The sequence below is a fragment of the Micromonospora echinofusca genome (genome assembly GCF_900091445.1).
In the GTDB taxonomy this organism is placed as follows: domain Bacteria; phylum Actinomycetota; class Actinomycetes; order Mycobacteriales; family Micromonosporaceae; genus Micromonospora; species Micromonospora echinofusca.
The window spans coordinates 6,828,309-6,845,256 of record NZ_LT607733.1 but is presented as its reverse complement, the minus strand read 5'-3'; the positions used below and the strand labels follow the sequence as shown (position 1 = coordinate 6,845,256).

General features: G+C 74.9%; 14 protein-coding genes. 5 read left to right on the top strand and 9 right to left on the bottom strand.

Features of this window, described 5'->3' with window-relative positions:
• Positions 1-87 precede the first annotated feature (87 nt).
• Genes GA0070610_RS29545 through GA0070610_RS29535 form a run of 3 tightly spaced genes read left to right on the top strand, consistent with a single transcriptional unit; the run spans position 88 to position 5,006 of the window.
• Complete coding sequence (locus GA0070610_RS29545; protein WP_089003056.1) at positions 88-1,689, top strand: acyl-CoA carboxylase subunit beta; 1,602 nt, start codon at positions 88-90, stop codon at positions 1,687-1,689.
• A gap of 55 nt (positions 1,690-1,744) precedes the next feature.
• Positions 1,745-3,826, top strand: coding sequence for an ATP-binding protein (locus tag GA0070610_RS29540; protein WP_089003055.1), 2,082 nt, complete (start codon positions 1,745-1,747; stop codon positions 3,824-3,826).
• A gap of 16 nt (positions 3,827-3,842) precedes the next feature.
• The gene (locus GA0070610_RS29535; RefSeq protein WP_089003054.1) at positions 3,843-5,006 is read left to right on the top strand and encodes an acyl-CoA dehydrogenase family protein; all 1,164 of its coding nucleotides are present in this window, start codon (positions 3,843-3,845) and stop codon (positions 5,004-5,006) included.
• A gap of 49 nt (positions 5,007-5,055) precedes the next feature.
• Here GA0070610_RS29535 and GA0070610_RS29530 read toward each other — a convergent pair whose 3' ends face one another.
• Positions 5,056-6,861 carry an alpha/beta hydrolase gene (locus GA0070610_RS29530; protein ID WP_089003053.1) on the bottom strand — a complete coding sequence of 602 codons (1,806 nt, stop codon included), beginning with the start codon at positions 6,859-6,861 and terminating at the stop codon, positions 5,056-5,058.
• A gap of 174 nt (positions 6,862-7,035) precedes the next feature.
• The gene (locus tag GA0070610_RS29525; protein WP_157747275.1) at positions 7,036-7,515 is read right to left on the bottom strand and encodes a hypothetical protein; all 480 of its coding nucleotides are present in this window, start codon (positions 7,513-7,515) and stop codon (positions 7,036-7,038) included.
• Positions 7,516-7,616: 101 nt separating this feature from the next.
• Here GA0070610_RS29525 and GA0070610_RS29520 point away from each other — a divergent pair, with 101 nt between their 5' ends.
• The gene (locus GA0070610_RS29520) at positions 7,617-7,964 is read left to right on the top strand and encodes a hypothetical protein (RefSeq protein WP_089003051.1); all 348 of its coding nucleotides are present in this window, start codon (positions 7,617-7,619) and stop codon (positions 7,962-7,964) included.
• Here GA0070610_RS29520 and GA0070610_RS29515 read toward each other — a convergent pair.
• Both GA0070610_RS29515 and GA0070610_RS29510 read right to left on the bottom strand, forming a co-directional pair.
• Positions 7,941-9,461 carry a serine/threonine-protein kinase gene (locus GA0070610_RS29515; RefSeq protein WP_089003050.1) on the bottom strand — a complete coding sequence of 507 codons (1,521 nt, stop codon included), beginning with the start codon at positions 9,459-9,461 and terminating at the stop codon, positions 7,941-7,943. The two genes, GA0070610_RS29520 and GA0070610_RS29515, sit on opposite strands and share 24 nt — an antisense overlap.
• 31 nt (positions 9,462-9,492) lie before the next feature.
• Positions 9,493-9,963, bottom strand: a complete 471-nt coding sequence (locus tag GA0070610_RS29510; protein ID WP_089003049.1) for a hypothetical protein — start codon at positions 9,961-9,963, stop codon at positions 9,493-9,495.
• A gap of 321 nt (positions 9,964-10,284) precedes the next feature.
• Between GA0070610_RS29510 and GA0070610_RS29505 the strand changes: the two genes are divergently transcribed.
• A complete protein-coding gene (locus tag GA0070610_RS29505) occupies positions 10,285-11,235 on the top strand; it encodes a TerC family protein (RefSeq protein WP_089003048.1) in 951 nt (316 codons plus the stop codon).
• A 48-nt stretch (positions 11,236-11,283) separates the two neighbouring features.
• Here the strand turns inward: GA0070610_RS29505 and GA0070610_RS29500 are convergent, their stop codons facing one another.
• From GA0070610_RS29500 to GA0070610_RS29480, 5 genes are all read right to left on the bottom strand, one after another.
• On the bottom strand, positions 11,284-14,862 hold the full coding sequence (locus tag GA0070610_RS29500) for an adenylate/guanylate cyclase domain-containing protein (protein ID WP_089003047.1): 3,579 nt from the start codon (positions 14,860-14,862) through the stop codon (positions 11,284-11,286).
• Positions 14,859-15,686, bottom strand: coding sequence for an MBL fold metallo-hydrolase (locus tag GA0070610_RS29495; RefSeq protein WP_089003046.1), 828 nt, complete (start codon positions 15,684-15,686; stop codon positions 14,859-14,861). The genes GA0070610_RS29500 and GA0070610_RS29495 overlap by 4 nt, the downstream gene beginning before the upstream one ends.
• A 122-nt stretch (positions 15,687-15,808) precedes the next feature.
• Complete coding sequence (locus tag GA0070610_RS29490) at positions 15,809-16,270, bottom strand: RidA family protein (RefSeq protein ID WP_089003045.1); 462 nt, start codon at positions 16,268-16,270, stop codon at positions 15,809-15,811.
• On the bottom strand, positions 16,267-16,422 hold the full coding sequence (locus GA0070610_RS29485) for a DUF4177 domain-containing protein (RefSeq protein WP_018222171.1): 156 nt from the start codon (positions 16,420-16,422) through the stop codon (positions 16,267-16,269). The genes GA0070610_RS29490 and GA0070610_RS29485 overlap by 4 nt, the downstream gene beginning before the upstream one ends.
• Positions 16,423-16,468: 46 nt before the next feature.
• Entirely contained in the window at positions 16,469-16,948 is a 480-nt protein-coding gene (locus GA0070610_RS29480; protein WP_089003044.1) for a hypothetical protein, read from the bottom strand.

Genomic DNA, 16,948 nt, shown 5'->3' with positions numbered 1-16,948 from the left:
CCCCGCAGTCACGAACGAAGGAGGGCCTGTGAGTGCGAGGAGTGAGCCGGGTCTGCGAGCCCCGCAGTCACGAACGAAGGAGGGCCTGTGACCACACTGCGCAGCGCGGTCGACCCGTCCTCGCCGGGGCACCGCGCCAACCGGGAGGCGCTGCTGGAGCGCCTCGCCGAGCTGGACGCGGCCCTCGACAAGGCCCGCGCCGGGGGCGGCGAGAAGTACGTGACCCGGCATCACGGGCGCGGCAAGCTGCTCCCCCGGGAGCGGATCGAGCTGCTGCTCGACCCGGACAGCCCGTTCCTGGAGCTGTCGCCGGTGGCGGCGTACGGCACCGACTTCCCGGTCGGCGCCAGCGTGGTGACCGGCATCGGCGTCGTCGAGGGCGTCGAGTGCATGATCGTCGCCAACGACCCGACGGTACGCGGCGGCGCGGTGAACCCGTGGTCGCTGGCGAAGACCCGCCGGGCGGGCGAGATCGCCCTGGCCAACCGGCTGCCGATGGTGAACCTGGTCGAGTCGGCCGGCGCGGACCTGCCCACCCAGGCGGAGATCTTCATCCCGGGCGGGCGGGTGTTCCGCGACCTGACCCGGCTCTCGGCCGCGAAGATCCCCACGGTCAGCGTGGTCTTCGGCAACGCCACCGCCGGGGGCGCGTACGTGCCGGGGATGTCCGACCACGTGATCATGATCCGGGACCGCTCGCAGGTCTACCTGGCCGGGCCGCCGCTGGTGAAGATGGCCACCGGCGAGGTCACCGACGACGAGTCCCTCGGCGGGGCGGCCATGCACGCCACGACGTCCGGGCTGGCCGACTTCCTCGCCTCCGACGAGCGCGACGGCATCCGGCTGGCCCGGCAGTGCGTACGCCGGCTGAACTGGCGCAAGCAGGGCCCGGCGCCGCGCAACCCGCGCCCGGCCCCGCCCAGGTACGACCCCGAGGAGCTGCTCGGCATCGCCAGCGCCGACCTGAAGGTGCCGTTCGACCCGCGCGAGGTGCTGGCCCGGGTGCTCGACGACAGCGCCTTCGACGAGTTCAAGCCCGGCTACGGCACCGCCCTGGTGACCGGCTGGGGCGAGCTGCACGGCTACCCCGTCGGGGTGCTGGCCAACGCGCGGGGCGTGCTGTTCAGCGAGGAGGCGCAGAAGGCGGCCCAGTTCATCCAGCTCGCCAACGTCGCCGACACCCCGCTGGTCTTCCTCCAGAACACCACCGGCTACATGGTCGGCACCGAGTACGAGCAGCGCGGCATCATCAAGCACGGCGCCCTCATGATCAACGCGGTGTCGAACTCGACGGTGCCGCACCTGACGGTCAACCTGGGCGCCTCCTACGGCGCCGGCAACTACGGCATGTGCGGGCGGGCGTACGAGCCGAGGTTCCTGTTCACCTGGCCGAACGCCAAGTCGGCGGTGATGGGGCCGGCGCAGCTCGCGGGTGTGCTGTCCATCGTGGCCCGGCAGGCCGCCGCCGCCCGGGGCCGCGACTACGACGAGGACTCCGACGCCGCGATGCGGATGATGGTCGAGCAGCAGATCGAGTCGCAGTCCGGCGCGCTCTTCCTCTCCGGCCGTCTCTACGACGACGGGGTGATCGACCCCCGCGACACCCGTACCGTCCTCGGGCTCTGCCTGTCGGCGATCCACAACGCACCGGTCAGGGGCGCCGACGGCTTCGGCGTCTTCCGCATGTGAGCGCGAGGAACGCAGCGAAGCGGAGTCCCGCAGTCGCGAACGAAAGGCAGGCCCAGTGATCAGGAGACTTCTAGTGGCGAACCGGGGCGAGATCGCCCGCCGGGTCTTCGCCACCTGCCGGGCGCTGGGCGTCGAGACGGTGGCCGTGCACGCCGACGCCGACGCCGACGCGCCGTTCGTCGCCGAGGCCGACCACGCCGTGCGGCTGCCCGGGAACACGCCCGCCGAGACGTACCTGCGCATCGACCTGATCCTCGACGCGGCCCGCAGGACCGGGGCGGACGCCGTGCATCCCGGCTACGGCTTCCTCGCCGAGAACGCCGAGTTCGCCGCGGCGGTGACCGACGCGGGGCTGGCCTGGGTGGGCCCGCCCCCGAAGGCGATCGCCGCGATGGGCGACAAGATGGCGGCGAAGGCACTACTCGCCGAGGCGGGCGTGCCGATGCTGCCCACCTGGACCGACGCCGACGAGATCACCGACTTCCCGGTGCTGGTGAAGGCGTCCGCCGGGGGCGGCGGGCGCGGCATGCGCGTGGTCCGGGACGCCGCCGGGCTGGCCGAGGCCGTCGCCTCCGCGCGCCGCGAGGCGGCCGGCGCGTTCGGCGACGGCACGGTCTTCATCGAGCGGTACGTCGAGCGGGGCCGGCACGTCGAGGTGCAGATCTTCGGCGACACCCACGGGACGGTGGCCGCCCTCGGCGTGCGGGACTGCTCCATCCAGCGCCGCCACCAGAAGATCGTCGAGGAGGCGCCCGGGGTCCTCCCCGCCGAGGTGCGGGAGCGGCTGCACGCCGCGGCGGTGGCCGCCGGCCGGGCGGTCGACTACGTCGGCGCCGGCACGGTGGAGTTCCTGCTCGCGCCCGACGGGGAGATCTACTTCCTGGAGATGAACACCCGCCTCCAGGTCGAGCACCCGGTCACCGAACTCTGCACCGGGCTGGACCTGGTCCGCCTGCAACTGATGGTCGCCGAGGGCCAGGCCCTGCCGGAGAACGCGACCGACCCGCACTGGATGCGCGGCTACGCGATCGAGGTGCGGCTCTGCGCCGAGGATCCGGCGCAGGGCTGGCGTCCGGCCACCGGCACCGTCCACCGGTTCGCGGTCCCCGGGGTGGACCGGGAGTTCGGCAACCTACGGGGGATCGGCCTGCGGCTGGACTCCGGTGTGGTGGACGGCTCGACCGTCGGGGTGCACTACGACTCCATGCTTGCGAAGGTGATCGCCTGGGCGCAGACCCGTGCCGAGGCGATCCGGCTGCTGGCAGGCGCGCTGGCCCGGGCCGAACTGCACGGCGTGACCACCAACCGGGACCTGCTGGTCCGGGTACTGCGCAGCCGCGAGTTCGGCGCCGTGGAGATCGACACCGGCTTCCTGGACCGGCACGAGGAGGTCTTCGCCCCACTACTGCCCGCCGACCAGCTCCCTCTGGTGGCCCTGGCCGCCGCGCTGGCCACCGCCGCCGCCCGTCGGGCCGACGCGCCGGTGCTCGCCGGGCTCCCGTCGGGCTGGCGCAACGTGCCCGCGTTCCCACAGGTCACCCGCTACGCGGGGCCGGACGGCGAGATCGAGGTCCGCTACCGGCTGGACCGCTCGGGCGGCCTCGCCGAGTGGTCGACCTCGCCGGGTGCCCGCACCGACGGGCCGCCCACGGACGCAGCGGCCCCGGCGGCCGCGCCGACGCCGGACGAGACGGCCACGGCAGGCGGGCCGGCGTCGCACGAGACGGCGGCAGACGCACCGACGCCGGCGGTGAGCCTGGTCCAGGTCGCCCCGGACCGGGTGGTGCTCGACGTGGCCGGGGTGCGGCGCGCGTACCGCGTACACCGGGTGTCCTCGGAGGTCTTCGTGGACGGCCCGGACGGGGCGGCGAGCCTCGCCGAGCTGCCGCGCTTCCCCGATCCCGCCGCGGAGCTGGCGGCCGGGTCGCTGGTCGCGCCGCTGCCCGGCGCGGTGACCCGGGTGCACGTCGAGGTCGGTCAGCGGGTGGCGGCCGGCGACCTGCTGCTGACGCTGGAAGCGATGAAGCTGGAACATCCCGTGCTCGCCCCGGCCGACGGCGTGGTAGCCGAGCTTCCGGTCGCGACCGGCGGGCAGGTCGACACGGGCGCCGTGCTGGCCGTGGTCAACCCCGAGTGATCCTGGAGGCCCCCCGATGAACTTCGACCTCACCCCCGAGCAGGACCAGCTCCGCGACGCCGTGCGCGCCCTGGGCCGCCGGTACGGCCACGACTACTTCGTCACCAAGGCCAGGGCCGGCGAGCACACCACCGAGCTGTGGGACGACGCCGGTCGGCTGGGCTACCTCGGGGTCAACATCCCCACCGAGTACGGCGGCGGCGGGGGCGGGATCACCGAGCTGGCCATCGTCTGCGAGGAGCTGGCGGCGGCCGGTTGCCCGCTGCTGCTGCTGGTGGTCTCCCCCGCCATCGCGGCCACGGTGATCGCCCGGCACGGCACCGAGGAGCAGCGCAAGCGCTTCCTGCCGGGCTTCGCCGACGGCTCGCTGAAGGTGGTCTTCGCGATCACCGAGCCGGAGGCCGGCTCCAACTTCCACCGGCTCGGCACGGTGGCCCGCCGCGACGGCGACGACTGGCTGCTCTCCGGCCGCAAGTGCTACATCTCCGGCGTCGACGAGGCGTCGTACGTGCTGGTCGTCGCCCGCACCGAGGACGCGGTCTCCGGCAAGCTGAAGCCGGCGCTGTTCGTGGTGCCGACCGACGCGCCGGGGCTGACCCGCTCCAAGCTGGACATGGAGATCGTCTCCCCGGAGAACCAGTTCCTGCTCTACCTCGACGACGTGCGGCTGCCCGCCGACGCGCTGGTCGGCGAGTCGCTGGACGCCGGCCTACCGGCGCTCTTCGCCGGGCTCAACCCGGAGCGGATCACGGTCGCCGCGATGGGCGCCGGCACCGGCCGGTACGCCATCGAGCGGGCCAGCGAGTACACGGCCACCCGCAAGGTCTGGGGCGGCCGGAGCATCGGCTCGCACCAGGGCGTGGCCCATCCGCTCGCGCACGCGGCCGTGCAGGTCGAACTGGCCCGCCTGATGATCCACAAGGCGGCCACCCTCTACGACGCGGGCCGCGACCTGGAGGCCGGGGTGTCCGGCAACATGGCCAAGTACGCCGCCGGGGAGGCCGCGGCGCTGGCCGTCGACACCGCCGTACAGGTGCTCGGCGGGGCCGGCATGACCACCGAGTACGGCGTCGCCACGCTGCTCGGCGCGGTGCGCGCCGGCCGGATCGCCCCGGTCAGCCGCGAGATGATCCTCAACTTCGTCGCCCAGCACGTCCTCGGCCAGGACAAGTCCTACTGAGCGGGCCGGGGTGCGGCGGGCGCCCGATCGCCCGCCGCACCCCGGGTCCTCAGCGGACGGTCAGCGTGCCGACCGCCGGCAGCGGCGCCACCACCGGCGGAAGCCGCTTCGGCTCGCCGCGCCCGGGGGCACCCTCGGCGGCCAGCGCGCCCTTCGACGCCTCCGCGCGGCGGGTCGCCCCCGGCTCCGCCGGCAGCTCCGCGAACGGCTGGACGTCGCCCACGCAGACCTTGCCGTTGGCCGGCAGCGCCCCGCGCAGCAGGTACGCGTCGACGGCGCCGGTCACGCAGGCCGACGTCCCGTACGCGGTGTGTCCCCAGCTGTCGCTGCTGAGCAGGCGGCTGTTCGGCAGCAGCCGGGCGGAACTGACCGCGCCCCGGTAGTTGGTCGCCGGGTCCCAGTAGTTGCCCACCACCAGCACCGGCGCGGCGGTGCGCCGGTTGAACGGGCCGGTGTAGGCATCCTCGTCCCGCACGGTCCACGTCTTGCGGGCGCACGGCGAGGTGGCCCACGTCCAGAGCCGACCGAAGTACGGGTCGCGCCTGTCGGCCTTCGCGGCGCGCGCCGGGAACGAGCCGGCGTCCTTCGGGTGGTACGCGTCGGTGCAGTCCACGCCGAGGAAGGTCTCCAACCCGTTGTCGTACGGGAAGTCGTACCGGCGGGCCTGCTCGCGGGCCTTGGCGGCCTGCCGGGTCACGTCGGCCGTGGCGGGGCGACGGGCGGCCGGGGACGCCGCCGGGTCGGTGAGCACCAGCAGGGCGGCGGTGAGGTCGACGACCTCGGCGTAGCCCGTCGGGCCGTAGAGCGCGCCCAGGTTCGCGGCGACGAAGTCGGCGTACGTGACGGTGATCGGGCCGAAGTCGGGGTCCTCGATCACCACCGGCTTGGCCCGCAGCCGCTTCGCGACCAGGTCGAACGACGCGACGGGGTCCCCCTCGGCCAGCGCACACGCCTGCGCGCCGGCCCTGTCGCAGCGCACCAGGATCTCCCGCAGCGCCTTGTACGCGCCCTGCGCGCTGCGCATCCGGTCCTCCTGGGACAGGCTGCGCGCCTTGCCCTGGCCGACCCACTCGTTCGGGTTGAGCACGCCGTCGATCACCAGGGCCCGGACCCGGTCGGGGAACATGTTGGCGTAGTACTGGCCGAGGATGCTGCCGTAGCTGAAGCCGAGGTAGGTGAGCTTCCGGTCGCCCACGGCGCGGCGCAGCACGTCCATGTCCCGAGCCACCTCGGCGGTCGACATCGCGCCGGTGAGTGGCCGGCCCGTGGTGGAGCAGCCCCTGCCGACGGCCTTCGAGGAGGCGACGTACGCCTTCTCCTCGGCCTTCGTCCACGGGAACGCCACGTTCAGCCCGGCGTACGCCCGGGTCTGCTCCTTGACGGACGGGAAGCACCTGACCTGCTGGCTGGCGGCGACGCCGCGCGGGTCGACGCCGACGACGTCGAAGCGGTCGAGCACCTCGTCACCGAGGACGTACGGCGCGGCGAGCGCGATGTCGGTGCCGGAGCCGCCGGGGCCGCCCGGGTTGACGAAGAGGCTGCCGATCTTCCGCTGCTGGTCGCGGGCCTTGACGCGCAGCATGGCGACCTCGGTCGTGGGGCCGTTCGGCTGGTCGTAGTCGCGGGGCAGCCGGACGGTGGCGCACTCGGCGTACTCGTAGCAGGCGTACCAGTCCAGTGTGGGCGTCGGCACCCGGTCGACCCGGCGGGCCTCCTGCGGGCTGGTCCGGTCGGAGGTGACGGGACGGTCCCCGCCGGCGGGGGACGGTGCGGCGGCGGCGGGAGCGACCGCGGCGCCGGCGAGGAGGATGCCGGCGATCCCCGCGGCGGCGATGGACCGGTTTCGTCGTGGCATGTGGACGCCTTCCGGTGGGCGAACAGGACGGTCGGGCCAGGGCTCGACCTCCGTCACTCTAGGGACCGGGCGACAGGGCCGCAGGCCGGCGAGTGACTACATATCCGACAATCCGGGCGAGCGATGTAACGAATAATTCATCGTCGACGCTTTAAGCCCTTCGCCCGCCCCGGGTCATCCCACCCCGGCCATCCACGGCGGCGCCGGCGTCCCGCCGTCCGGCGCGTACTCGGCCGCCACCCGCCAGCCGGCGGGCCCGTCGCGCAACAGCAGGAAGCCGACGACGTCGCTGTGCGGCGCGCCCAGCCCGTAGACCTCGTCGCGCTCGACGAAGCCCATCCGGAGGGCGCAGACCGCCGCCGGGTCGCGCTTGGCGTTCTTGCACAGGCCGAGGTAACGGACCCCCGGGACGGCCGACAGGTGCGCGGCGATCGCCTCGTCCGGGTTGGCGTACCCGCCGCGACCGGCGGCCGGCGAGGCGGAGCCCGCCGGCGGTGGCGTGGCGGACGGCGCGGAGGCGGGCGAGGACGCCCCGGGCGAGGCGCCGCTCGCGGGCGGTGGCGCGGTCGCCGGCTCCGGCGCCCCGTCCGCTCCGCACGCGGCCAGCGCACCCGACACCAGCACGGCGGCGACGATCCGGAGGACGCGGGTCACCGGCACTCCTCTCCCACAGGCGACGATCTTCGAACGGAGATCATCGCATCCGGTGCCGGCGACCCGGTTGACAGCGGGCCCCGCTCGGACATCCTGGACGGGTGGGAATTCCGAGGCCCGACGCGCGGGCGAAGGCGGTCGTCGCGGCGCTGGTGGCGGTCTCGCTGCTGGTGACGCTGATCGTGTGGGGCCGGCAGGATCTCGTCGGGGTGGCCCTGGCGCTGCTCTGCGTCCTCTCGACGATGATCGCGGCCGTCTCCGTGGCGGCGGCCCGGCAGGAGGACGAGGCGGAACCGGGCGTCACACCGGCTGGCCCGGGGCAGCCAGCCGGGGGCCTCTACGGCGTCGACGCCGACACGCTGGAGTCGCTCGACCACCGGGAGACCGTCCGCGCCCTGCGGGAGCGCCACCGGGGGCGCGGTGGCTCAGCGGCCCGTGAGGGTGGGTGAGGCGAGCGCGTCGAGCCCGCGCCCGGCCAGGCAGCGGTACGTCCGGTCGGTGTCCGCCCCGGCCGGGGGCAGCACCTCCAGGTTCCAGCCGTCGGCGATCCTGATCCCGCTGGTGAGCCGGAAGGTGGTCTCGTTGCAGACCCGGCGCACCCCCGCGTCGGCGACGACCTCGTCGTGGTCGGCACCGACCAGGGTGTCGGGAAGTTCGCCCTCGGCGTAGCTCTCCCAGGTGTGCTGGCCGTCGCAGGGCACCCGCGCCGCCCGGGCCCGGGCACCACGCACCACCATCGGGCCGAAGCACTCCAACTCGTCGGCGCAGCCCGCCCCGGCGGGCAGTCCGGCCGTCAGGGCGCAGGCGGGCAGCACCGCGCTCGTCGCCGCCACGCTCGTCGCCGCCACGTCGGCGGTCGGCGCCGGGCCCGGGGCGGACACCACGCCGCCCAGCCACGCGCCGGCGCCGGCCGAGGCGGCCAGCGCCACCATCCCGGCACCGCCGAGGAACCAGCGCCGCCGACGCCGACGGCCGACCGTGGGCACCGTGGGGTGCAGGTCCTCCACCGGCGGTCGCGGTGCGGGCCGGGAGACGTGGTCGGCGGCGTACGGACCGACGGGACCGGGCCCGCCGCCGACCGGCCCGGGCACGCCCGTGCCGCCCACCGGGGAGCCGGCCGGGCCGAGCGGCAGGCCGGCCAGCAGGTCACGCAACTCGACGGCCGAGGGACGCTCGCCGGGGTCGTTGGACATCCCCGCCCGGAGCACGTCGATCATCTCGGGCGGCACGCCGGGCAGGCCGGGGACCGGCTGGTGGAACATCTCCAGCACCGTGATCAGGCTCGGGTTGCGCTCGGACTGCCAGCGTGGCGGCCGGCCGTGCATGACCGCGTAGAGGGTGGCGCAGAGGGCGTAGACGTCGACGGCGGGCGACGGCGGGCTGTGGTTGAACATCTCCGGCGGCGCGTAGGCCGGGGTGAGCACCTCCAGGGCGACCGAGGCGTCACGCATCTCGGCCACGACCGCCAGCCCGAAGTCGGCCAGCACCGCCGAGTTGAAGTGCGAGTGGAGGATGTTCGCCGGCTTGACGTCGCGGTGCAGCACCCCGGCGGCGTGCGAGTGGGCGATCGCGTCGGCGATCTTGACGCCGAGGTCGCGCGCCTCGGCCGGCCCGAGCGGCGAGGTCCGCATCCGCTCGGCGTACGAGCCGTCGCAGAGTTCCATGATCAGGTAGGGGTGCTGGTCGACCGTGACCCCCACGTCGAAGAGGTCGACCACGTGCGGGTGCGACGACATGCGCCCGGCGGCCCGCGCCTCGCGCAGGAAGCGCGCCTGGTCGTGCTCGCTGTCGAGCGTGCGGTTCTCCACCTTGACCGCGACCTCGCGCCCCACCGAGATCTGGGTCGCCTTGTAGATCGTCGCGTAGCCTCCTCGGGCAAACACGCGCAGATCGGTCAGACCGGGCACGATGGGCACCGGCAGGGCACCGGGCGAGGTCTCGGTCACGGCTCTGAAAATACCCAATCGGACCGGCGGCTCAGTGAGCCGCATCGGCGGACGGCACGGCACCGACGGCGGAATCACGCCCGAGCCCCACCGCCCCGGGGCCCGCGCGACGGTCGTCCCACCAGAGCCCGACGGCGGTCGCCGCCGCGCCGAGGCCCTCCCAGAGCGCCACCCCGAAGAACCGCCCGGGGGCGACGTCGGCCAGCACCGCGATGCTGAACACCGTGAACGTGACCAGCCGGAACAGCACGGTGAAGCGGAAGAACGGGCGCCACTCGGTGGCGGTGGCGAGCAGGTAGTAGACCCCCATGTTGAACGAGGCCATCGAGGAGGCCGTCAGGAAGGTGCCGGTGTGGTCGCCCACGGCGCGCGTCGCCGGCACCTCGAGGCCGAGCAGGCGCAGCAGCGCCTCGGGCCAGAGCAGCCCGACCGCCCCCATGAGCAGGGCCAACACGCCGAAGACCGCGATCGTCCATCCGGCGGCCGAACGCGGCAACCTCATGACGGCCCTCCCCAGACCCGACGCGGTCGCACGACCGACCGCCCCTCGAACCTGACACGCTATCGGCCACCCCCGACACACCGCATCCCCAGAAACGCCAGACTTCGGGGGTCGGACCGCGCGGCTGGACACTGGACAGACGAACCACATTTCGTGAATAATGAACCGTAGTTCGAGGGGGAGTACCCGCCACCGGACGCGCCGGCCGTCAGTACGGACCCACCCGGGTCCCGGTCGCGCGGACCGCCGCACCGGCGGTCCGGGGAGACCTTCGGCCAGCACGCCGGCGCCCCGGCGCCGGCCCGGTCAAAGGGAGCCCCGATGTCCGTACCCTGGTGGGCCTGGCTGGCCCTCACCGCCGCGATCGCCGCCATGCTGGCGGTCGACCTGCTGCTGCACCGCGACGACCACGTCATCGGCCTGCGCGAGGCGGCCACCTGGTCGGCGATCTGGATCGCCGCCGGCCTCGCCTTCGGCGTCCTGCTCTGGCTGTGGCAGGGCGACGAGGCCGCCGGCGCCTACTTCGCGGGCTACCTCATCGAGAAGGCCCTGTCGGTCGACAACGTCTTCGTGTTCGCCCTGGTCTTCAGCTACTTCGCGGTGCCGGCCGCCTACCAGCACAAGGTGCTGTTCTGGGGGGTCGTCGGCGCACTGCTGTTCCGTTTCGTCTTCATCCTCCTCGGCGCGGGACTGCTCGAGACGTTCTTCTGGACCGCGTACGTCTTCGGCGCCTTCCTGGTCTGGACCGGCTGGAAGATGGCCTTCCGGCACGACGCCGAGACGCAGCCCGACCGGAACCTCGTGGTCCGCCTCGTCCGCCGGATCGTCCCCACCGACGCCCGCTACCACGGGAGCAGGTTCTTCACCCGCATCGACGGCCGGCGTACGGCGACGCTGCTGTTCATCGTCCTCGTCGCCGTCGAGGCCACCGACCTGATCTTCGCCATCGACTCCGTGGCCGCGATCCTCGCGATCACCACGAGCACGTTCATCGTCTGGACCGCCAACGCCTTCGCCGTCCTCGGCCTGCGCAGCCTCTACTTCTGCCTCGCCGGGCTGCTGCGCCGCTTCGTGCACCTGCACTACGGGCTGGCGTTCCTGCTGGCCTTCGCCGGCGTCAAGCTCGTCCTCTCCGAGACCCCGGTGGGCAAGCTCCCCATCCCGCTGACCCTCGGCGTCATCGTCGCCACCCTCGCCGTCTCCATCGGCTGGAGCCTCGTCGCGACCCGCGGCACGGCCGGCACCGGCTCCCGTACCCCTACCGGCACCTGAGCGTCGACGACCGCCGACCCCTGGCCCGCCCGACCTCGCCGCCCCCGCCTAGGGGGTGGCGAGGCGGGCGCGCAGGGCGTCGGCGGCGCGGCGCTCGCTGCGCTGCTCGGTCGCGTACGCCAGGCGGACCGCCTCCTCGGCGCAGGCCAGCGCCTCCTCGTGCCGGCCGCAGGCCGCGAGCGCCTCGGCGAGCACGCTCGCGGCGACCACCTGGCTGCGCACGTCCTCCGACGGGGCGGCGACGGCCCGCCGCGCCCAGTCCAGCGCCTGCTCGCACTGGCCGTGGGCGAGCAGCGCGGACGCGTACCGGGCCATGGTCTGGCGGCGGGAGAAGAGCAGCGAGGGCACGGTGGCGGCGGCGGTGGCCACCGGGGCGAGCAGCCCGACGGCGGTCGCGGAGTCGCCGGCCGCCAACCGGGCGGTGGCCAGCAGCACCCGGGGCCCCACCTGCGCGGGCGCCTGCGGGTTGTGCGGCTCCACGGCGGTCAGCACCGACCGGGCGTCCCGCTCGGCCGTCTCGCAGTCGCCCAGGTCCAGCGCCACGAACCCGCGCAGCGTGCCGGCCATCCCGGTGAGCAGCGGGTGCGACGTGCGCTCCGCGTACGACAGCGCGTCGGTGAGCAGGTCGGCGGCGTGCCCCGGCTCGCCCAGCCCGCGCGCCACGACCCCCCGGACGACCAGCGCGAACCCGCGCCCCCAGTCGTCGGAGGCGGCGGCGAACTCCCGGTACGCGCGGCGGGCCCCCCGGTCCGCCTCGGCCAGCTCGCCCAGCTCGGCGGTGGCGAACGCCTCGACCGCGCGCAGCGTGCCCACCGCCCACGACTCGCCGACCCGCTCGCCGAACGGCAGGAAGACCTGCGCCATCCGGCACGCCTCGCGCAGCCGGCCGGCGAGCAGCCGCGCGAAGGCGGTGGTGCCGCGCAGCCAGGCCCGCCCGTACGGGTCCTTCAGCTCGGCGAAGAGCCGGGCGGCCCGGCCGAGCACCGCGTCGGTGCCGGCGAAGTCGCCCCGGGTGGTGGTCACCCAGGCCAGGTTCTGCAACGACCACGCCTGCCCCCGGCGGTCCTGCGCCTGGAGGCTGACCTGGTACGACGCGGCGAGCCGGCTGCTGGCCTGCCCCAGCCGCCCGGCGATGAAGTCGGCCATGCCGAGGCGGCGCATCGCCGAGGCGCGCAGCGTCGGCAGCCCGCCGGCCGTGGCCACCTGCAACGCCTCCTGCCAGCAGGCCACCGCGCGCGCCTGGTCGCCCATGGTCTGGTGGGCCTGCCCGGCGAGCAGCAGCGCACTGGTCCGGACGGCGGACTCGTCGCCGGCGTTCGCGGCGATCTTCTCGGCGAAGGCGAGGGCGTCGGCGGGACGACCGACCTGGAGCAATGCCCGCGCGTGCACCACCCGGTCCGCCGCCGGCACCCCGTCGCGGGCCAGCTCGGCGGCGCGTTCGGCGTACTCCACGGCCAGCGCGGGCTCGCCCGCCTGCAACGACCGGCGGGCGGCCCCGCCGAGCGCGGCGACGCCCAGGCCGACGACGGCCCGTGCCGGCGCGTCCGGCCGCAGCCCGACCGCGTCGGCCAGCGTGGCGGCCCGTTCGACGTGCTGGGCCACGAAGACGTCCCGGGCGGCCTCGGTGAAGCCGCCCGGCGCCGCCCCCGCCAGCGGATCGGCCGCGGCCCAGCGGGCCAGCGCCGCGTGCCGCTCGGCCAGTTCGGCCTTGCTCACCCCGGCGTACGCGGCCTCCCGCATCAGCGGGGTCGCGAAGGCGTAGCCGGTGCGGGTGCGGTGCAGCATCCGGCGTTGCAGCAGCTCCTCCACGGCCCGTTCCAGCTCGACGGCGACCACCGCCGCCGGCCGACCGTCGCGGCCGGCCCGCTGCTCGCGCAGCGCCTCCAGCGCGCCGTCCGGCACCGTGTCGCCGACGACCGCCGCGTCCCGCAGCACGGAGCGGGCCTCCGCCGGCAGCGCGTCGATGCGCGCGGCGAGCACCGCGGCCAGGTCGCGGGAGAGCAGGCGGCTGCCGAGCGAGCCGGGCACGAGTCGCCAGCTGCCCGGGCTCGGGGAGTTGCGCTCGGCGACGGCGGTCAGCGCGCCCCGCTCCATCAGCAGGGTGACCAGCTCGGCCAGGTAGAACGGGTTGCCCTGGGCGGTGGCGAGCAGCCGGTCGGCGTCGGCCTGCGGCAGCCTGCCGCCGCCGAGGTAGGTGGTGAGCAGCCGGGCCGCGTCGGCACCGCGCAGCGGCGGCAGCGCGTGCACCTCGGCGTCCGCGACCCGGGTCAGCGCCCCGGCGGTACGCACCAGCTCGGGCCGGCCGAGCAGCAGGACCAGCACCGGGCCGGTGAGCCGGGACAGGGTGACCCCGAGCGCCCGGATGGTCTCGGCGGTGGCGTCGTGCAGGTCGTCCACGACGACGACCAGGGGCGCCTCCCCGGCGAGCGCGGTGAGCAGGTCCGCGACGGCGTTCGGCACGGCGTCGGCGTCGGCGGGCTGGGCGGTGCCCCACTCGCCCTGGTCGGCCGCGCCACCGGGCAGTTCGGCGTACCCGAGCAGGGCCAGCAGCTGGTCGGTGGCGATGGGTGCCGGCTCGCCGGAGCGGCTGAGTCGCTGGCCGAGCCGGCGCAGGCGTTCCTCCACGGCCGGGCGGGTGAGCGCGGTGGCGGGGTCGCCGGGCAGGCCGACCGCCGCCCGGACCAGGTCGGCCAGGGGCGCGAGCCGGCGCCGCTCGCCGAACGCGGCGCAGCGCACCGACAGCACCCGGGCGCCGGTGTGCGCGGCGTACCGGCCGGCGCCGACGTCGTAGCCGGCAGCCAGGCGTTCCACCTCGGCGGCGAAGCGGGACTTGCCGATCCCGGCCTCGGCGGTCATCAGCAGCACCCGGGGCTCGGCTCGGTCGATCACCTCGGCGAGCCGGCCGGCGACCCGCCCGATCTCGGTCTCCCGGCCGACGAAGGGGGCCTCGTCGCCGAGGCCGGACCGGGTGCCCGGGGCGTCCAGCAGGCCCAGCAGCTCGTACGCCTCGACCGGCTCGCGCTTGCCCTTGAGCCGCAGCGGGCGCAGCGCCCGCCAGGAGGCGACGTGCCGGGTGGCGGCGGAGGTGCGCGCCCCCGCGTAGACCGCGCCGACGGCGGCGGCGTCGGCCAGCCGGGCGGCGGTGTTCACGGTGTCGCCGATGACCGTGTACTCGATCGCGGCCTGGATGCCGGCGATCACGTCGCCGGTGTTCAGCCCGACCCGCAGGCCGAGCGGCGCGCCGCCGCCGCGCTCGTCGTCGAGCACCCGGCGGACGGCCCGCTGCATCGACAGCGCGGCACGTACGGCCCGCTCGGCGTCGTCCTCGTGCGCGACCGGCGCGCCGAAGACCGCCATGATCCCGTCGCCGGTGAGCTTGTCGACGTGCCCGCCGAACGTCTTCACCGCGCCGGCCAGGGCGGCGAGCACCCGGTCGGTGACCGCGCCGACGCGTTCCGGGTCAAGGTCCTCCGACCAGGAGGTGAAGTCGGACAGGTCACCGAAGAGCACCGTCACCACGCGGCGTTCGGCCGCGGGCAGCGTCGCGGCGGCCGGCAGCGCGGCGCCGCAGTTGTGGCAGAACCGCGCGCCGGGCACCGCGACGGTTCCGCACACCGGGCAGGTCACGCTTGCTCCAACCCCGCGGTGCCTCCGCCGGATTCCCGGCCCAGGTATTCCAGCTGGGCCCGCACGGACCACTCGGCGGCCCACCACAGCGACCGGTCGACGTCTGCGTAGACCGTCGCGACCACCTCCGCGGCAGTGCCGGCGCCCTCGGCGACCGCCGCCCGGACCTGGTCGAGCCGGGCCTGGCGGTGGGCGAGGTAGAAGTCAGCGGCGGCGCCGCAGTCGGCCAGCGCCGGGCCGTGCCCCGGCAGCGCCGTGATCCCCCGGTACGCGGAGAGCAGCTCCAGGCTGGCCAGATAGTCGCCGAGGTGCCCGTCCGGGTGGGCAACCACGGTGGTGCCCCGGCCGAGGATCGTGTCGCCGGTCAGCACCGCCCGCTCGTCGCCGTGCCCGACCAGGAAGCAGACCGAGTCGCCGGTGTGCCCGGGGGTCGGCACGAGCCGGACGCTCAGCCCGTGCTCGCCGAGTTCCTCCCCCGGCCCGGTCAGCGGCTCCCCGGCGATGGTGTGCGTCGGGTCGGCGGCGCGTACGGGCACCCCGTCGAGCAGGTCGTGCAGGCGGCGCGAGCCGTCGGTGTGGTCGGGGTGGCCGTGGGTGATCAGCACCAGGCCGATCGGCCCCAGCGCGGCGATCGCCGCCAGGTGCCCCTCGTCGGCCGGGCCCGGGTCGACGACGACGGCGTGCTCCTGGCCGGGGGCGCGCAGCACCCAGGTGTTGGTGCCGTCGAGCGTCATCGGCCCCGGGTTCGGGGCACGCAGGAGCGTCACCCAGTCCGGCAGTTCGCCGGCGAGCGCCGCCGCCGGCGCGGTGAAGTGCCCGGTCATGGCTGCGATCGTACGGCCCCGCCGGCCGCTCCCCGCGATCTTGCAGATCCGGCCCTCGATACGTACCGCTTCACGGCTTTTGCCGGGCGCGGAGTGCCAGATCGCGGGGAAGGCGGCGCGGGTCAGGAGACCTCGACGACGACCTCGACCTCGACGGGGGCGTCCAGGGGCAGCTCGGCGACGCCGACAGCGCTGCGCGCGTGCCGGCCGGCCTCACCGAATACCGCGCCGAACAGGTCGGACGCGCCGTTGATCACGCCCGGGACGGCGGTGAAGCCGGAGGCGGCGGCGACGAAGCCGGTCACCTTGACGACCTTCACGACGTTCTCCAGGCCGACCAGCGAGTCGATCGCGGCCAGCGCGTTGAGCGCGCACCGCTGGGCCAGGTCCTTGGCCTGCTCGGCGGAGACGCCGGCGCCGACCTTGCCGGTGGCGAGCAACTTCCCCTCGACCATCGGCAGCTGCCCGGAGACGTAGACGTGCTGCCCGGACTGGACGGCCGGCACGTAGCTGGCCACCGGCGGGACCACCTCGGGCAGCGTGTGCCCGAGCTCGGCGAGCTTCGCGTGCGGACCGTTGCTCATGCCTTCGGCCGCTTCAGGTAGGCGACGAGCTGCTCCGGGTTGGGACCGGGAACCACGGAGACGAGTTCCCACCCGTCCTCACCCCAGTTGTCGAGGATCTGCTTGGTCGCGTGGACCAGCAGCGGGACCGTGGAGTATTCCCACTTCTGCATAGGTGGAGGGCTCCCTTGGCTGGAGTTCGACTTCTCGACGCACAGCCTACGGTCCGGCGGACGGGCCGGGCGCGGGACGCTGCTCCGGGGCCGCCGGCACCTCCCCGCAGGGGCCGCCGTGCTCGTACGGCTGGGGGCAGCGGGAGCGGTCCGGCAGCAGCAGGTCGCAGAAGACGCGGTGCCGGTTGTTCTGGTCGTCCGTGCTCGACACGGTGGTCTCGCCGGCGTCCAGTTCGACCAGGAAGCTCAGCGAGGTGGCGACGGTCCCGGCCAGCGCCGTGGCCGCCCTCAGGTCGGCGACCCGGATCGGCAGGTGGATGACGAACCCGGGCTCCTCCTCGTCCCGGCCTCCCGGGCCCGGCCGGCCGGGGACGCGCACCACCTCGACGGGTTCGGCCAGCCGCCGGTACGAGCGTTCGTTGATGGGCAGGCCGACGCCGCCCTCGGCGTCGCCGGAGGAGGCGGGCCGCCGCGCCCGGTCGCCCGCCGGGAACTGGCCTCGGGGGATGTTGTCCACGTCGCGCAT

Excerpts from the sequence above, each read along its gene's own strand:
- GA0070610_RS29510 (WP_089003049.1), bottom strand. The coding sequence starts at position 9,963 with ATGAGGTTGCCGCGTTCGGCCGCCGGATGGACGATCGCGGTCTTCGGC.
- GA0070610_RS29495 (WP_089003046.1), bottom strand. The coding sequence starts at position 15,686 with ATGACCGGGCACTTCACCGCGCCGGCGGCGGCGCTCGCCGGCGAACTG.
- GA0070610_RS29490 (WP_089003045.1), bottom strand. The coding sequence starts at position 16,270 with ATGAGCAACGGTCCGCACGCGAAGCTCGCCGAGCTCGGGCACACGCTG.
- GA0070610_RS29535 (WP_089003054.1), top strand. The coding sequence starts at position 3,843 with ATGAACTTCGACCTCACCCCCGAGCAGGACCAGCTCCGCGACGCCGTG.
- GA0070610_RS29480 (WP_089003044.1), bottom strand. The coding sequence starts at position 16,948 with ATGCGCGACGTGGACAACATCCCCCGAGGCCAGTTCCCGGCGGGCGAC.
- GA0070610_RS29505 (WP_089003048.1), top strand. The coding sequence starts at position 10,285 with ATGTCCGTACCCTGGTGGGCCTGGCTGGCCCTCACCGCCGCGATCGCC.
- GA0070610_RS29530 (WP_089003053.1), bottom strand. The coding sequence starts at position 6,861 with ATGCCACGACGAAACCGGTCCATCGCCGCCGCGGGGATCGCCGGCATC.
- GA0070610_RS29485 (WP_018222171.1), bottom strand. The coding sequence starts at position 16,422 with ATGCAGAAGTGGGAATACTCCACGGTCCCGCTGCTGGTCCACGCGACC.